Genomic DNA, 16232 nt, shown 5'->3' with positions numbered 1-16232 from the left:
CGCGGGGGTGTTGCATGGTGGGCTGTGACTTCACAGCCCACCGCGGACCCCCGCGGCGCCGTCGAGACCGTCTTCCGGATCGAGTCCCCGATGATCGTCGCCGCCGTAGCCCGCGTCGTCCGGGACATCGGACTCGCCGAGGAGCTCGCGCAGGACGCCCTGGTCGCCGCGCTGGAGCAGTGGCCGCGGGACGGGGTGCCCGACAACCCGGGCGCCTGGCTCATGACCACCGCCCGGCGCCGCGCGGTCGACCTGGTCCGGCGCGGCGAGAACTACGCCCGCAAACTGGCCGAGATCGGCCGCACGCTGGACAGCACGGTCCCGCCGGAGGAGCCCTCGGGGCCGGACGACATCGACGACGACCTGCTCCGGCTGGTCTTCACCACCTGCCACCCGGTGCTGTCCACCGAGGCCCGCACCGCCCTCACCCTGCGCCTGCTCGGCGGCCTGACCACCGCCGAGATCGCCCGCGCCTTCCTGGTCCCCGAACCGACGGTCGCCCAGCGCATCGTCCGCGCCAAGCGCACCCTCGCCACCAGGAACGTCGCCTTCGAAGTCCCCTACGGCGCCGACCGCGAGACCCGCCTCGGCTCCGTCCTGGACGTCATCTACCTGATCTTCAACGAGGGGTACGCCGCCACCGCGGGCGACGACCTGCTGCGCCCCTCGCTGTGCGAGGACGCGCTGCGCCTGGCCCGCGTGCTCTCCGCCCTGATGCCGAAGGAGCCCGAGGTCCACGGCCTCACCGCCCTGCTGGAGTTCCAGGCGTCCCGGCTCGCCGCCCGCACCGGACCGGACGGCGAGCCGGTCCTCCTCAAGGACCAGGACCGCCGCCGCTGGAACCGCATGCTGATCGCCCGCGGCATCGAGGCCCTGGCCCGCACGGACACCGCCGGCACCCCGGGCCCCTACACCCTCCAGGCCGCCATCGCCGGCTGCCACGCCCACGCCCACCGCTACGAGGAGACCGACTGGAAGAGCATCGCCACCCTCTACGCCCTGCTCGCCGCCCGGGCCCGCTCCCCGGTCGTCGAACTCAACCGGGCCGTGGCGGTGTCGATGGCCGAGGGCCCGGCCGAGGCCCTGGAGATCGTCGACACCCTCGCCGCCGAACCCGCCCTGCGCGACTACCACTTGCTGCCGAGCGTCCGCGGCGACCTGCTGCACCGCCTCGGCCGTACGGCGGAGGCGAGCGCGGAGTTCGCCCGCGCGGCCTCCCTGGCGCGCAACGAGCGGGAGCGGGAGCTGCTGCTGCGCAGGGCGGCTCAGAGCGGGTGACCGACCAGCATGGTGGGCGCGCCCTGCACCCGGGTCAGGAACACCGTCGCCGCGTTCGGCCCCTGCGGCTTGACCTTCCGGCGCAGCTCCTCCGGCTCGACGGCGGACCCCCGCTTCTTGACGGTGAGGACGCCGACCTCGCGCTGCCGTAGCAGGGCCTTCAGCTTCTTGACGTTGAAGGGGAGACGATCGGTGATCTCGTAGGGCGTCGCGAAGGGCGTCGGGCGCAGGTCGTCGCCGGTGATGTACGCGATGGTCGCGTCGATGAGCCCGCCGCCCACCGCCTCGGCGACCTCGGCGACCAGATGGGACCGGATGACGGCGCCGTCGGGCTCGTACAGGTACCGCCCGACGGGCCGGACGGCGGGGTCGGGCAGGCCCCGGCCGAGGAGGGTGCGCGGGCCGGGGAGCAGGGTCGCGCGCACGGCGCCCGGCTCGGTGCCGAACCACAGCACCGCCTCCTTCACGTCCCCGCCGTCCGAGATCCACTCGGCCTCGGCGCCGTCCGGCACGGCCTCGTGCGGGATGCCGGGGGCGACCTTCAGGGCGGCGTGCGGGGCCTTCAGGGCCGCCTGGACGGCCCAGGACAGGGGAGGCGAGTACGCCTCGGGATCGAAGATGCGGCCCCGGCCGCCGCGCCGCGCCGGATCGACGAACACGGCGTCGTAACCGGCCGTGTCGACCTCCGTGACGTCCGCCTCGCGCACCTCCATGAGGCCGGCCAGCCCGAGCGCGTCGGCGTTGGCGCGGGCGACGGCCGCCGTCAGGGGGTCCCGGTCCACCGCCAGCACCCGGATCCCGGCCCGGGCCAGCGCGACCGCGTCGCCGCCGATCCCGCAGCACAGGTCCGCGACGGAGGTGACGCCGAGCTCCCGCAGGCGCCCGGCCCGGTACGCGGCCACACTCGCCCGCGTCGACTGCTCGACGCCGTTCGGCGTGAAGAACATCCGCCCCGCGTCCTCGGCGCCGAACTTGGCCTCCGCCCGCTGCCGCAGCCGCGCCTGGCCGAGCGCCGCCGACACCAGGTCCGCGGGGTGGTCCCGGCGCAGCCGGGTGGCGACCGCGAGTTCGTCGGCGGGGGCGGTGCCGCGCACCGCGTCGAGGAGGGCGCGGCCCTCGGGGGTGAGGAGGGGAGCGAGGTCGTTCACCGGGTCATTGTGGGCCAGTCGGTGGACGGTACGCCCGCGGCGGCGGTGTCGGCCGGGCGTCGCAGGGGGCGGCTGGGAGGATCCGATCCCATGCGAGTAGTAGTACAAAATGATAAAAAACGGTCCGTGCGAGGGGCCCGGATCCGCGGCGGAATCGCCGTGCTCGCCGTCGCCGCCATCGCCTCCGGCTGCGCCCAGGGCACCGCGTCCCGCCCGGCCCCCGGCCAGCAGCCCCTGCTGGCACCGCCCGCCCGCGCCCTGGACTCCTACGCCACCCAGCTGCGCGCCACCGCCGCGGCCCGGGCCGCCGCCGCGAAACGCTGGGGCCTGGCCAAGGTCCCGCTGACAGCCCCCGCCCCGCCCGCGAAGAAGCCGAGGATCACCACCCGCAAGGGCTTCGAGGTCGACGGGCACACCCAACGCAACCTCCCGCCGGTCTTCACCACCGTCCCCACCGAGCGGAAGATCGTCTTCCTCACCATCGACGACGGCGCCGAGAAGGACCCGGCGTTCCTGCGGATGATGACCGAGCTGCGGATCCCGTACACCGCCTTCCTCAGCGACTACCTGGTCAAGGAGGACTACGCCTACTTCAAGCGGATGCGCGACCGAGGGGTCGGCCTGCACAACCACACCCTCCATCACCCCTTCATGCCCGGCCTGTCCTACGCCCGCCAGAAGCGCGAGATCTGCGGCATGCAGGACGTGATCGAGAAGCGGTACGGCACCCGGCCCGACCTCTTCCGGCCGCCCTTCGGCAACTACAACGCCAACACCCTGCGCGCCGCCAAGGCGTGCGGCATCACGCACGTGCCCCTGTGGAACGAGGAGGTCTTCGTCGACCGCTGGGAGTACCGCGAGTGGGACCGGGACATCCACCCCGGCGACATCGTGCTCAGCCACTTCCGGGGCAAGGAGCACTGGAAGGGCACCATGCCCGACATGATCCGCCGGTTCCTCGACAGGATCACCGCCGAGGGGTACGCGGTGGCCCGTCTCGAGGACTACCTGTGAGGCCCCGGGGCCCGCTGGCCGGGGCGGTGGCGGCCGTCCTCCTGACGGGCTGCGCCCAGGCCGCGGGCCCCTCGGACCGGCCGCCCCAGGGGCCGCCCGGGGCCGTTCTGCCGCCGGTCGTGCAGCATGTCGCCACCGACGACCGGGTCGTCTTCCTCACCTACGACGACGGCGCCGAGCAGGACCCCCGGTTCGTCGACCTGGTCCGCGCGCGGCGGCTGCCGGTCGCCATGTTCCTCACGGACAGCGTGGTCGGCCCGGGCTACGGCCACTTCGCGCGGCTGCAGTCGGTGGGCGCGTCGATCCAGAACCACACCCTCGACCACCGGGCCCTGCGCGGCCTGCCGTACGCCGGGCAGCGCGCCGAGATCTGCGGCCAGCAGGACAAGCTGCGCGCCCGCTTCGGCATCCGCCCCCGCCTCTTCCGCCCCCCGCACGGCACGTACGACACGACCACGCTCCGCGCGGCGGCCGGCTGCGGGATCTCGGCGGTGGTGCTGTGGCGGGCGGCGATGGGCGGCGACGGCCGGCTGGCCTACACCGAGGGCCCCCACCGCCTGCGCCCCGGCGACATCGTCTCGCTGCCCTCGGACGACCCGACGGGGGTGCCGCTGGTGGAGCGGACACGGCGGCTGCTGGGGGAGATCCGGGAGCGGGGACTGAGGGTCGGCAGGCTCGAGAACTACCTGTGACGCGCCGCGCCGAGCCGTCGGCATTAGCAGTCCGCTTGACCGAGTGCTAATCACGGTCATAGTCTCAGGTCTGGCACTCCCCACTGGAGAGTGCCAACTACGCGACGGGCAGGTCCGGCACCCGCGACGACGGATCCACCTGGTCGCCACCTCAGACAGTTAACCCCGTGAGATCTCCGAAGGGGGAGGTCGGATCGTGACGACCACCAGCTCCAAGGTTGCCATCAAGCCGCTCGAGGACCGCATTGTGGTCCAGCCGCTCGACGCTGAGCAGACCACCGCCTCTGGCCTGGTCATCCCGGACACCGCCAAGGAGAAGCCCCAGGAGGGCGTCGTCCTTGCCGTGGGCCCGGGCCGCTTCGAGAACGGCGACCGTCTGCCGCTCGACGTCAAGACCGGCGACATCGTGCTGTACAGCAAGTACGGCGGCACCGAGGTGAAGTACAACGGCGAGGAGTACCTCGTCCTCTCGGCTCGCGACGTGCTCGCGATCATCGAGAAGTAACCACAACCTCACAGTTTTTCCAGCTGCGCCCCTGGCCCCCGCGACCACATAAGAAGCCGGGCGCCCGGGGCGCAGTTTCTTTTTGAGAACCCACCGATCCGAGAGGGCTCCCGCTGTCATGGCGAAGATCCTGAAGTTCGACGAGGACGCCCGTCGCGCCCTCGAGCGCGGCGTCAACAAGCTGGCCGACACGGTCAAGGTGACGATCGGCCCCAAGGGCCGCAACGTCGTCATCGACAAGAAGTTCGGCGCCCCCACCATCACCAACGACGGCGTCACCATCGCCCGCGAGGTCGAGCTCGACGACCCGTACGAGAACCTCGGCGCCCAGCTGGTGAAGGAGGTGGCGACCAAGACCAACGACATCGCGGGTGACGGTACGACCACCGCCACCGTGCTGGCCCAGGCGCTCGTCCGCGAGGGCCTGAAGAACGTCGCCGCGGGTGCCTCCCCGGCGCTGCTGAAGAAGGGCATCGACGCGGCCGTCGCCGCCGTGTCCGAGGAGCTCCTCGCCACCGCGCGCCCGATCGACGAGAAGTCCGACATCGCCGCCGTCGCCGGTCTGTCCGCCCAGGACAGCCAGGTCGGCGAGCTGATCGCCGAGGCGATGGACAAGGTCGGCAAGGACGGTGTCATCACCGTCGAGGAGTCCAACACCTTCGGTCTGGAGCTGGACTTCACCGAGGGCATGGCCTTCGACAAGGGCTACCTGTCGCCGTACTTCGTGACGGACCAGGAGCGCATGGAGGCCGTCCTGGAGGACCCGTACATCCTCATCAACCAGGGCAAGATCTCCTCCATCCAGGACCTGCTGCCGCTGCTGGAGAAGGTCATCCAGTCGGGTGCCTCCAAGCCGCTGCTGATCATCGCCGAGGACGTCGAGGGCGAGGCCCTGTCGACCCTGGTCGTGAACAAGATCCGCGGCACCTTCAACGCGGTCGCGGTCAAGGCCCCCGGCTTCGGTGACCGCCGCAAGGCGATGCTGCAGGACCTGGCGGTCCTCACCGGCGCCACGGTCATCTCCGAGGAGGTCGGCCTCAAGCTCGACCAGGCCGACCTGGACGTGCTGGGCTCCGCCCGCCGTGTCACGGTCACCAAGGACGACACGACCGTCGTCGACGGCGCCGGCAACGCCGAGGACGTCGCGGGCCGCGTCGCCCAGATCAAGGCCGAGATCGAGAACACCGACTCCGACTGGGACCGCGAGAAGCTCCAGGAGCGCCTCGCGAAGCTGGCCGGCGGCGTGTGCGTGATCAAGGTCGGCGCCGCCACCGAGGTGGAGCTGAAGGAGAAGAAGCACCGTCTGGAGGACGCCATCTCCGCGACCCGCGCCGCGGTCGAGGAGGGCATCGTCTCCGGTGGTGGCTCCGCTCTGGTGCACGCCGCCAAGGTGCTCGAGGGCGGCCTCGGCAAGACCGGCGACGAGGCCACCGGTGTCGCCGTGGTCCGCCGCGCGGTCGTCGAGCCGCTGCGCTGGATCGCCGAGAACGCCGGCCTGGAGGGTTACGTCATCACCGCCAAGGTCGCCGAGCTCGACAAGGGCCAGGGCTTCAACGCCGCCACCGGCGAGTACGGCGACCTGGTCAAGGCCGGCGTCATCGACCCGGTGAAGGTCACCCGCTCCGCCCTGGAGAACGCCGCCTCCATCGCCTCCCTCCTCCTCACGACCGAGACCCTGGTCGTCGAGAAGAAGGAAGAGGAGGAGCCGGCCGCCGGTCACGGCCACAGCCACGGCCACTCCCACTGACGCACGTCAGCACTGAGGCCCGGCACCCCTGGGGGTGCCGGGCCTTCGCGTTGCCTACCGCTCCAGCCCCTCCAGCGCGCCCAGCTGCTCCATCAGCCCCAGCCGGTCGTACTGCCACCAGCCCTCGGCGATCTTCCCCTCCGGGGTGCAGCGGTGGATGGTGCACCCGGTCATGGACACCTGCCGTCCGGTGGCCCCGATGCCCATGAAGTCGCCCGTGTGCCGGCCGTCGAAGGCCCAGCGGGTGCACACCAGGTCGCCCTGGGCCAGCTGGTCCTCGATCGTGAACGTGAAGTCGAAGCCGTCGCGCCACATCCGCACCTCGCGCCGCATCGCGTCGATGCCGATGGTGTCCTGCGGGTTGGCGGGATCGTGGTCGTGATAGTCCTCGATGAGCACGTCGTTCAGCGTCGGGGCATCGTCCTTCCCGGCTACCTCCTCGAAGAACCGCCGCACGGTCGCCTCGGCCAGCTGGTCGTCCCGCACGACGTCCAGATCGGTGAACGTCGGCGTCTCGTCGCAGAGGGCGACCATGTCCTGGAAGATCCGGCCGGTCTCCGGGAGATCCGAGTTCCGCATCGCCTCCTCGTACGACGGGAACTCCACGATCTCGATGAAGTGCGACGCGTCGGACCGGTCCTTGCCGATCACGCTGTGCGTCGCGGTCCGCTTCCCCTTGGTCTGCTCGACCCACGTGTCCATCAGCCGGTCCATCTCGTCGAACCGGCTTGTCCTGCAGTCGATGAGCTGTACGAACGTCATGGCGTCGCCTCCGTCCCCCGAGGGTCCGGTCGAACAGCTCCATTGTCTCCGCTCGGCCGGACTCGCGCCCCTACTGCGGCCCGTACTTGCGTCCCGTCCGGGAGCTGAGCCCGCCGAGCATCCCGCGCGGCACCACCTTCGTGACGCCCATCAGCACCTTGTACCGGGGGTCGGGGATCGACACCGTCCTGCCCCGCGCCAGATCGTCCAGGGCGGACGCGACCAGCTTGTCGGCGTCCAGCCACATCCAGCCGGGGATGTTGTCCGTGCCCATCCCGGCCCGCTCATGGAACTCGGTGCGCACGAAGCCGGGGCACAGCGCCATCAGCCGGACGCCGCTGCCGGCCAGGTCGCGCGCCGCGCCCTGGGTGAACTGCACGACCCACGCCTTGGAGGCGCCGTAGGTCCCGCGCGGCACGAAGGCGGCGACCGAGGCGACGTTCACGACCCCGCCCCGGCCCCGCTCGCGCATCGCCTCGGCCGCCGCGGACGTCAGCCGCAGCACCGCCTCGCAGTGCACCTTGAGCATCTTCAGCTCGTCGGCCATGGAGACGTCGAGATAGCGGCCCTTGTTGCCGAAACCGGCGTTGTTGATCAGCAGGTCGACGGGGTTCCTGCGGTCGGCGAGCCGGGCGGCCACCGCCTCGATGCCCTCGTCCGTCGCCAGGTCCGCGGTCAGGACCTCCGCCTCGATGCCGTGCCGGTCGTGCAGCTCGGTCGCCTGCTCGCGCAGCCGCTTGGTGTCCCGTGCGACGAGGACGAGGTTGTGTCCGTCGGCGGCCAGCCGCCGTGCGAAGGCGGCGCCGATGCCCGCGGTCGATCCCGTGATGAGAGCCGTTGTCATGACGCAAGATTAGTGACCCGGACCGGGCGCATCCGCTCCGCGCCCGGCTCCTCCCCAGGACCTGCCCACCTCGCCGCCGGACGCTACGTCAGACGCCGTACCGCGACACGTACTTGCGTGCCGCCGCCAGCGACTCCGGGTGCAGCGCCTCGCCCGCCGGCAGCAGCCGCGGCAGCAGCTCCCGCTGCGTGGTGACCGCCCGGAACTGCAGCGCCACCGTCACCTCGTGGTCCGGCCGGCGCAGGATCTCGATCGCGTCGCCCGCCCGCACCACACCCGGCTCGATCACCCGCAGATACGCCCCCGGCGCCCCCTTCGCCGTGAACCGCTTCACCCACCGCTGCTCACCCAGGTGGCCCTGGAAGGTACGGCAGGGAATCCGCCCGCACGTCACCTCCAGCACCAGCTCCGGGCCGACCCGCCAGCGCTCCCCGATCAGGGCGCCGGACACGTCCAGGCCGCTGGTGGTGAAGTTCTCGCCGAAGGCGCCGCTCGCCAGCGGGCGCCCCAGTTCGCGCTCCCAGTCGTCCAGGTCCTCGCGCGCCATCGCGTACACGGCCTGGTCGTCCCCGCCGTGATGCCGTGTGTCGCATATGTCGTCCCCGGCCAGCCCGCTCGCCCCGGTCCCCTTCGGCCCCGGCGCCGCCACCCGCACCGGCGCGTCGGCCGGCCGCTTGTCGATCGCGGTCACACCCTCGGGGTGGTCCGTGTAGGGCACCGCCGTCCGGCGGCCCAGATTCACAGAGAGAAGCTTCATGGCGGCACGGTAGGCGAAGGAGGGTCAAAGGTTCACCGCATTTAGGAGCGACTGATCAAAGCCTCGCTTATCCTTGTGGGGTGATCGAGGCCCGACATCTGCGCGTGCTGCGCGCCGTCGCCACCACCGGCTCCTTCTCCGCGGCGGGGCGCGAACTGGGCTGCACCCAGCCCGCCGTCAGCCAGCAGATGAAGGCGCTGGAGGCGTCCGTCGGCACCCCCCTGCTGATCCGCAGCGGCCGCGAGATGCGGCTGACCCAGGCGGGCGAGGCCCTCGTCCGGCACGCGGCCGGCATCCTCGCCGGACTCACCGCCGCCGAGGAGGAGGTCGCCGCCATCGCGGGCCTGCGCGCCGGCCGGGTGCGTCTGGTCTCCTTCCCCAGCGGCAGCTCCACCCTCGTCCCCACCGCCCTCGCCGCCCTGCGCGCCGCGCACCCCGGCACCCGGGTCTCCCTGGAGGAGGCCGAGCCGCCCAGGTCCGTGGAACTGCTCCGCGAGGGCGACTGCGACCTGGCCCTCGCCTTCCGCTACGAGGGCGCCGCCCAGGAAGGCGAGTGGGACGACCTCGTGGTCCGGCCCCTGCTCACCGACCGCCTGGTCGCCCTGGTCCCGGAGCGGCACCGGCTCGCGCGGGCGCAGTCCGTGGCGATCGGCGACCTCGCCGCCGAGCCCTGGATCGCCGGATGCCCGCGCTGCCGCGGTCAGTTGGTCGAGGTGTGCGAGGGCGCCGGCTTCACCCCGCGCATCGACTTCGCCACCGACGACTATCCGGCGGTGGTCGGCCTGGTCGGCGCGGGCCTGGGCGTGGCGGTCCTGCCCCAGCTCGCCGTGGAGTCGGTACGCCCGCGCGGTGCACGCACAGTGACGCTGGAACCGCCGGTACGCCGGGAGATCGTCGCCCTCACCCTGCCCGACCTCGCCCAGGTGCCGGCGGTGACGGCGACGCTGGAACAACTGGCGCGGGCGGCGAACCGTCAAGTGCGGGACGCGCACAGCCAGTCGGGGCGCACGAAGTAAGGGCACGCCTGCGCGTGCCCCGGCTATGAAGAAACGTTACTTCAGGTGTTCGATGCGGTGTGCCCGCCGCCGGTCGACGCCGACACCAGCCGGTGGCGCGCCCGCCCCATGAGCTCCTCGCGCTCGTCCTCGGTCAAGCCGCCCCAGACGCCGTACGGTTCGCGCACCGCCAGCGCGTGTGCCGCGCACTGGGCGCGGACGGGGCATCTCATGCAGACCTCTTTGGCCGAGTTCTCACGAGCACTCCGGGCCGCACCGCGTTCGCCCTCCGGATGGAAGAAGAGCGAACTGTCGACCCCGCGGCAGGCAGCCAGGAGCTGCCAGTCCCACAGGTCCGCGTTCGGTCCGGGAAGGCGGGAGAAATCTGCCATTGCGTGACCCCTTGTAGCCGTTCTGGGCGGATACGGTGTCTACGACCGTACATCTATGATCTAAGTAGATGAAAATATGACTCATTGCGAATCTAGCCTCAGACACCAGGAAATGGGAAGAAAAAGGGCTGAATGGGGCACGGCTTGTGATGAAAGCTTGAGGGTCTGCCGTGCATGTCTGCACCGTGTCCGGCCCCTCACGTAGAGTGCCGAAGACGGCGCACGGCCCCGTAACTCTTTCGAGTGACCGTCGTTGAGAGTGCGGAGGCGGTTGAAGCAACAAGCGCTCGGGCAGGCGTCCGAGACGGTCGACCGCACAGGTGACGATTTCGTACCAGCCTGGAGGCTCAAGGTGACGTGCATCAGCTGCGGAGGGCGGCCATGACATCCGTCCTCGTCTGCGACGACTCCCCGCTTGCCCGAGAGGCGCTCCGCCGCGCGGTCGCGACCGTGCCCGGTGTGGAGCGTGTGACGACGGCGGCCAACGGCGAGGAAGTCCTCCGCCGCTGGGGCGCCGACCGCTCGGACCTGATTCTGATGGACGTACGCATGCCCGGCCTGGGCGGCGTCGAGACCGTGCGGCGGCTGCTGTCCGCCGACCCCGGGGCGCGCATCATCATGCTCACCGTCGCCGAGGACCTGGACGGCGTGGCCCTCGCGGTCGCCGCCGGCGCGCGGGGTTATCTGCACAAGGACGCCTCGCGCGCCGAGCTGCGCGCGACGGTGACCCAGGCGCTGGCCGACCCGACCTGGCGGCTCGCCCCGCGTCGGCTGCGGTCCGCCGAGATGGGGGCGGCTCCCACGCTCACAGCACGTGAGATCCAGGTGCTGGAGGGCATGAGCCACGGTCGGTCCAACGCCGAGATCGGGCGTGAGCTGTTCCTCTCCGAGGACACGGTCAAGACACACGCCCGGCGCTTGTTCAAGAAGCTCGGCGCCTCTGACCGGGCGCACGCCGTGGCGCTCGGGTTCCGATGGGGCCTGGTTCGCTGACAGCTCGGTCGTGCTCGCCGTCGCCCCGGTGCGGGTCGGCTGTGGCTGGTCGCGCGGTTCCCCGCGCCCCGTTTGGGGCGCGGGTGCTCGTTTCGTCGCGGATGCCGCATCCTTGAGTTGTGGAGTCTCTCGGGGACAAGTCGGTCGAGCGGAAGAGGAGGGCGCAGGAGATGAGTTCCGGCGCACCTGCTCATAACGCTTCGGTGCACAACATGGGACGCGGTGCCACGGACCGCGGCGCCGCAGGGCACCATGGACCGATGCGCGACGACGAGGCGGCCACTGCCGCAGGGGCGATCGGTGCACTCGTCCATCGCGCCGTCGACGGGGACGAGCAGGCCACGCATGACCTGCTCGCCCATGTCCACCCCCTCGCCCTGCGCTACTGCCGCACCCGGCTGTCCCGGCTGCCCGGAGACGCCCGGCACTTCGTGGAGGACCTCGCGCAGGAGGTCTGCGTCGCCGTCCTGCTCGCGCTGCCGCGCTACCGGGACACCGGCCGCCCCTTCGAGGCGTTCGTCTTCGCCATCGCCGCGCACAAGGTCGCCGACCTGCAGCGGGCGGCCATGCGCCACCCCGGTTCGACGGCGGTCCCCTCCGACGAGATGCCGGAACGCCCCGACGACTCCCTCGGCCCCGAGGAGCGCGCCCTGCTCAGCAGCGACGCCGAATGGGCCAAGAAACTCCTGGCCAACCTGCCCGAGAACCAGCGTGAGCTGCTGCTGCTGCGGATCGCGGTGGGGCTGACCGCGGAGGAGACGGGCCAGATGTTGGGAATGTCACCCGGAGCGGTGCGGGTCGCCCAGCACCGGGCGCTGAGCAGGCTGCGGGCGCTGGCGGAGCAGTAGAGCCGCCCTTCCTTGAACAGGCGTCCCCCCCCCCGATTCCGTACGAACATACGAAGCCCGAGGCCGGTCAGGACCGTGGAATTTGATAGCCGTGCTTCCCGTTAGCATGGACATCCGCACCGATCAAGGCCATTTGGGGAAGGTGTCATGACTGCCAACGTCGACGGAGTGCCCGCCAAATTCGCGACACTCGGGCTGACCTACGACGATGTGCTGCTGCTGCCGGGCGCGTCCGACATGGCGCCCGACGACATCGACACCGCCTCGTACGTCTCCAAGAACGTCCGGGTCAACATCCCGCTGTTGTCCGCCGCCATGGACAAGGTCACCGAGTCGCGCATGGCGATCGCGATGGCCCGCCAGGGCGGCGTCGGCGTACTGCACCGCAATCTCTCCATCGAGGACCAGGCCAACCAGGTCGACCTGGTGAAGCGCTCCGAGTCCGGCATGGTGGCCGACCCCATCACCGTGCACCCGGACGCCACGCTCGCCGAGGCCGACGCGCTGTGCGCCAAGTTCCGCATCAGCGGCGTGCCGGTCACCGACGGGGAGAAGAAGCTCCTCGGCATCGTCACCAACCGTGACATGGCCTTCGAGACGGACCGCTCCCGCCGGGTCCGCGAGGTCATGACCCCGATGCCGCTGGTCACCGGCAAGGTCGGCATCTCCGGCGTCGAGGCCATGGAGCTGCTGCGCAAGCACAAGATCGAGAAGCTGCCGCTGGTCGACGACGCGGGTGTCCTCAAGGGCCTGATCACGGTCAAGGACTTCGTCAAGGCGGAGAAGTACCCGAACGCCGCCAAGGACGCCGAGGGCCGCCTGCTGGTCGGCGCCGCGGTCGGCGTGGCCGGGGACGCCTTCGAGCGCGCCCAGGCCCTCGTCGAGGCCGGTGTCGACTTCATCGTCGTGGACACCGCGCACGGCCACTCCCGGCTGGTCGGCGACATGGTCGCCAAGATCAAGTCGAACGCCGCCGGTGTCGACGTCATCGGCGGCAACATCGCCACCCGGGACGGCGCCCAGGCGCTGATCGACGCCGGCGTGGACGGCATCAAGGTCGGCGTCGGCCCCGGCTCGATCTGCACCACCCGGGTGGTCGCCGGCATCGGCGTCCCGCAGGTCACCGCCATCTACGAGGCGTCCCTCGCCGCCAAGGAGGCCGGGATCCCGGTCATCGGCGACGGCGGCCTGCAGTACTCGGGCGACATCGCCAAGGCCCTGGTCGCGGGCGCCGACACGGTGATGCTCGGCTCGCTGCTCGCGGGCTGCGAGGAGTCGCCGGGCGAGCTGATGTTCATCAACGGCAAGCAGTTCAAGTCGTACCGCGGCATGGGCTCGCTCGGGGCCATGCAGTCCCGCGGCGACCGCAAGTCGTTCTCCAAGGACCGGTACTTCCAGGAGGGCGTCGCCTCCGACGAGCAGCTCGTGCCCGAGGGCATCGAGGGCCAGGTGCCCTACCGCGGTCCGCTCTCCTCGGTCGTCCACCAGCTGGTCGGCGGCCTGCGCCAGTCGATGTTCTACGTCGGTGGCCGTACGGTCCCCGAGCTCCAGGCCAACGGCCAGTTCGTCCGGATCACCTCGGCGGGGCTCAAGGAGAGCCACCCGCACGACATCCAGATGACGGTCGAGGCGCCGAACTACAGCCGTAACAAGTAGGCGCGAGCCTCTTCCAGGGCGGCCCCGGAGCACCGGGGCCGCCCTCGCCGTGCCCGTCGGCGATACTGGAAGACGCTGAAACGCATCAGGGAAAGGCCACAGACGTGACTGAGATCGAGATCGGGCGCGGCAAGCGCGGCCGCAGGGCGTACGCCTTCGACGACATCGCCGTCGTCCCGAGCCGTCGTACGCGGGACCCGAAGGAGGTCTCGATCGCCTGGCAGATCGACGCCTACCGCTTCGAGCTGCCGTTCCTGGCCGCCCCCATGGACTCGGTCGTCTCACCGGCCACCGCGATCCGCATCGGTGAGCTCGGCGGCCTCGGCGTGCTGAACCTAGAGGGCCTGTGGACGCGCCACGAGGACCCGCAGCCGCTGCTCGACGAGATCACCGAGCTGCCCGACGAGGCCGCGACCCGCCGCCTCCAGGAGATCTACGCGGCTCCCATCAAGGAGGAGCTGATCGGCGCGCGCATCAAGGAGGTGCGCGACTCGGGCGTGGTCACCGCGGCGGCGCTCTCCCCGCAGCGCACGGCGCAGTTCTCCAAGGCCGTGGTGGACGCGGGCGTGGACATCTTCGTCATCCGCGGTACGACGGTCTCCGCGGAGCACGTCTCGGGCTCGCACGAGCCGCTGAACCTGAAGCAGTTCATCTACGAGCTCGACGTCCCGGTGATCGTCGGCGGCTGCGCCACGTACACCGCGGCCCTGCACCTGATGCGCACCGGCGCGGCGGGCGTCCTGGTCGGCTTCGGCGGCGGCGCGGCGCACACCACGCGCAACGTCCTCGGCATCCAGGTCCCGATGGCCACCGCGGTCGCCGACGTGGCCGCGGCCCGCCGCGACTACATGGACGAGTCCGGCGGCCGGTACGTCCACGTCATCGCGGACGGCGGCGTGGGCTGGTCCGGCGACATCCCGAAGGCGATCGCCTGCGGCGCGGACGCGGTGATGATGGGCTCCCCGCTGGCCCGCGCGACGGACGCGCCGGGCCGCGGCCACCACTGGGGCATGGAGGCCGTGAACGAGGAGCTGCCGCGCGGCAAGAAGGTCGACCTCGGCACGGTCGGCACCATCGAGGAGGTCCTGACGGGCCCGTCGCACACCCCCGACGGCTCGATGAACCTCTTCGGCGCGCTGCGCCGGGCCATGGCCACGACCGGGTACAGCGAGCTGAAGGAGTTCCAGCGGGTCGAGGTCACGGTGGCCGACTCGCAGCACAAGCGGTAGGTCGTACGGCACCTGGAGGGCCGGTCGTCCCGAGAGGGGTGACCGGCCTTTTCCGTCACGGGCCTCCGGAGGGCCGCGACCTCCTTCACAGCCGGTGCGCCGCCCCCGTGGGCGTGGCCCCCCGGGTGTCGAGCAGGAGCTGCGCCTTCACCGACAGGCCTTGGAGGTCGTACGTCCGGTGCTGCTGGAGCAGGATCGTCAGGTCCGCGTCGGCCGCCGCCTCGTAGAGGGAGTCCGCCCGGGGGACCGGGCGGTCCAGGACGTTCCAGGAGGGGATGTGCGGGTCGTGGTAGCTGACGGAGGCGCCGAGGCTCATCAGGCGGACGGCGATCTCCTCGGCGGGGGTGGACTGCTGGTCGGCGAGGTCCGCCTTGTAGGTGACCCCGAGCAGCAGGACGCGGGCCCCGCGCGCCGATTTGCCGTGCTCGTTGAGGAGGGTGGCCGCGCGCTGGATGACGTAACGCGGCATCTGGCTGTTGACCTGCTGGGCCAGTTCGACCATGCGCAGGGTGCGGCCGGTGTGGCCGGTCAGGTCCTGGGGGACGGCATGGCCGCCGACGCCGGGGCCGGGGCGGAAGGAGTGGAAGCCGAAGGGCTTGGTCTCCGCGCAGCGGATGACGTCCCACAGGTCGACGCCCATGTCGTGGCAGAGGGCGGCCATCTCGTTGACGAGGGCGATGTTGACGTGCCGGAAGTTGGTCTCCAGCAGCTGCACCGTCTCCGCTTCTCGCGGGCCACGCGCGCGTACCACCTTGTCGGTGAGGCGTGCGTAGAAGGCCGCCGCCGACTCGGTGCACGCGGGAGTCAGGCCGCCGATCACCTTCGGTGTGTTGGCGGGGGTGAAGTCGCGGTTGCCGGGATCCACTCGACTGGGCGAGTAGGCGAGGTGGAAGTCGCGGCCCGCGCGCAGCCCCGAGCCCTCCTCCAGCAGCGGGCGCAGGAGGTCCTCGGTGGTGCCCGGGGGCACCGGTGACTCCAGGATCACCGTGGTGTGCGGGCGCATGCGCCCGGCCAGCGTGCGGGCGGCCGTCTCGACCTGGGTGAGGTCCAGGCCGCCGTCCGCCCCGCGCGGGGTGGGCGCGCAGATGACGGCGGTGCGCACCCGGCCCAGTTCGGCCGGGCTGGTGGCGTGCCGGAAGCCCGCCGCGAGCATGCGGCGCACCTCCGCGGGGCTGAGCGAGCCGGGTTCGGGCCCGGTGCGGTAACCGAGCGTGGGGATGCCGGCGGCCACGGCGGCCTGGGCCAGGGGCAGGCCGTACGGGCCGAGTCCGATGACGGCGAGATCTGCGGGCATGGCGTGGGCCGTCCTTCCCAGTAACCGAAGCGGGACAGGTGCGCAAGCCCTGTGGACAGGACGAGCGAGCGCAATGTC

The 16232-nt window shown here is 71.4% G+C and carries 16 protein-coding genes; 10 read left to right on the top strand and 6 right to left on the bottom strand.

Going from position 1 to position 16232, the window contains the following annotated elements; genetic code table 11:
• The first annotated feature begins 24 nt into the window (after positions 1–24).
• A complete protein-coding gene (locus ACWD1Z_RS03075) occupies positions 25–1278 on the top strand; it encodes an RNA polymerase sigma factor (RefSeq protein ID WP_451115042.1) in 1254 nt (417 codons plus the stop codon).
• On the opposite strand, the gene ACWD1Z_RS03070 is transcribed toward ACWD1Z_RS03075, so the two are convergent.
• The gene (locus ACWD1Z_RS03070) at positions 1266–2426 is read right to left on the bottom strand and encodes a THUMP-like domain-containing protein (RefSeq protein ID WP_451115040.1); all 1161 of its coding nucleotides are present in this window, start codon (positions 2424–2426) and stop codon (positions 1266–1268) included. The two genes, ACWD1Z_RS03075 and ACWD1Z_RS03070, sit on opposite strands and share 13 nt — an antisense overlap.
• Positions 2427–2516: 90 nt before the next feature.
• On the opposite strand from ACWD1Z_RS03070, the gene ACWD1Z_RS03065 reads away from it, so the two are divergent.
• From ACWD1Z_RS03065 to groL, 4 genes are all read left to right on the top strand, one after another.
• Positions 2517–3440: a polysaccharide deacetylase family protein gene (locus ACWD1Z_RS03065; RefSeq protein ID WP_451115039.1), complete on the top strand. Its 924-nt coding sequence runs from the start codon at positions 2517–2519 to the stop codon at positions 3438–3440.
• Positions 3437–4132 carry a polysaccharide deacetylase family protein gene (locus ACWD1Z_RS03060; protein ID WP_451115037.1) on the top strand — a complete coding sequence of 232 codons (696 nt, stop codon included), beginning with the start codon at positions 3437–3439 and terminating at the stop codon, positions 4130–4132. Before ACWD1Z_RS03065 ends, ACWD1Z_RS03060 begins: the two co-directional genes overlap by 4 nt.
• Before the next feature lie 196 nt (positions 4133–4328).
• Positions 4329–4637, top strand: coding sequence for a co-chaperone GroES (groES, locus tag ACWD1Z_RS03055; RefSeq protein ID WP_149511938.1), 309 nt, complete (start codon positions 4329–4331; stop codon positions 4635–4637).
• 118 nt (positions 4638–4755) lie between these two features.
• Positions 4756–6384 (top strand): chaperonin GroEL, encoded by a 1629-nt coding sequence (gene groL / locus ACWD1Z_RS03050; RefSeq protein ID WP_451115036.1) that lies wholly within the window; start codon positions 4756–4758, stop codon positions 6382–6384.
• Between the two features lie 54 nt (positions 6385–6438).
• Here the strand turns inward: groL and ACWD1Z_RS03045 are convergent, their stop codons facing one another.
• From ACWD1Z_RS03045 to ACWD1Z_RS03035, 3 genes are all read right to left on the bottom strand, one after another.
• The gene (locus ACWD1Z_RS03045; RefSeq protein ID WP_451115034.1) at positions 6439–7146 is read right to left on the bottom strand and encodes an ester cyclase; all 708 of its coding nucleotides are present in this window, start codon (positions 7144–7146) and stop codon (positions 6439–6441) included.
• A gap of 70 nt (positions 7147–7216) precedes the next feature.
• Positions 7217–7990, bottom strand: coding sequence for an SDR family NAD(P)-dependent oxidoreductase (locus tag ACWD1Z_RS03040; RefSeq protein WP_451115033.1), 774 nt, complete (start codon positions 7988–7990; stop codon positions 7217–7219).
• An 88-nt stretch (positions 7991–8078) separates the two neighbouring features.
• Complete coding sequence (locus ACWD1Z_RS03035) at positions 8079–8747, bottom strand: MOSC domain-containing protein (RefSeq protein ID WP_451115032.1); 669 nt, start codon at positions 8745–8747, stop codon at positions 8079–8081.
• Positions 8748–8827: 80 nt separating this feature from the next.
• Here ACWD1Z_RS03035 and ACWD1Z_RS03030 point away from each other — a divergent pair, with 80 nt between their 5' ends.
• Positions 8828–9763: a LysR family transcriptional regulator gene (locus ACWD1Z_RS03030; protein WP_451115031.1), complete on the top strand. Its 936-nt coding sequence runs from the start codon at positions 8828–8830 to the stop codon at positions 9761–9763.
• A gap of 41 nt (positions 9764–9804) precedes the next feature.
• Here the strand turns inward: ACWD1Z_RS03030 and ACWD1Z_RS03025 are convergent, their stop codons facing one another.
• Positions 9805–10134: a WhiB family transcriptional regulator gene (locus ACWD1Z_RS03025; RefSeq protein ID WP_315884829.1), complete on the bottom strand. Its 330-nt coding sequence runs from the start codon at positions 10132–10134 to the stop codon at positions 9805–9807.
• Between the two features lie 381 nt (positions 10135–10515).
• On the opposite strand from ACWD1Z_RS03025, the gene ACWD1Z_RS03020 reads away from it, so the two are divergent.
• The 4 genes from ACWD1Z_RS03020 (at position 10516) to ACWD1Z_RS03005 (ending at position 14860) form a co-directional block, all read left to right on the top strand.
• The gene (locus ACWD1Z_RS03020) at positions 10516–11127 is read left to right on the top strand and encodes a response regulator transcription factor (protein ID WP_003948568.1); all 612 of its coding nucleotides are present in this window, start codon (positions 10516–10518) and stop codon (positions 11125–11127) included.
• Positions 11128–11387: 260 nt separating this feature from the next.
• Entirely contained in the window at positions 11388–11975 is a 588-nt protein-coding gene (locus ACWD1Z_RS03015) for a sigma-70 family RNA polymerase sigma factor (RefSeq protein ID WP_015658406.1), read from the top strand.
• Between the two features lie 147 nt (positions 11976–12122).
• The gene (gene guaB, locus ACWD1Z_RS03010) at positions 12123–13631 is read left to right on the top strand and encodes an IMP dehydrogenase (protein ID WP_451115028.1); all 1509 of its coding nucleotides are present in this window, start codon (positions 12123–12125) and stop codon (positions 13629–13631) included.
• 104 nt (positions 13632–13735) lie between these two features.
• Positions 13736–14860, top strand: a complete 1125-nt coding sequence (locus ACWD1Z_RS03005) for a GuaB3 family IMP dehydrogenase-related protein (RefSeq protein WP_451115027.1) — start codon at positions 13736–13738, stop codon at positions 14858–14860.
• 85 nt (positions 14861–14945) lie between these two features.
• Here ACWD1Z_RS03005 and ACWD1Z_RS03000 read toward each other — a convergent pair whose 3' ends face one another.
• Complete coding sequence (locus tag ACWD1Z_RS03000; protein ID WP_451115025.1) at positions 14946–16154, bottom strand: nucleotide sugar dehydrogenase; 1209 nt, start codon at positions 16152–16154, stop codon at positions 14946–14948.
• Positions 16155–16232 lie beyond the last annotated feature (78 nt).

The sequence above is a fragment of the Streptomyces sp. NPDC002784 genome, from assembly GCF_053592135.1.
Note: the sequence above shows the minus strand (reverse complement) of the source record. Positions and strands in the feature narration are given on the sequence as shown.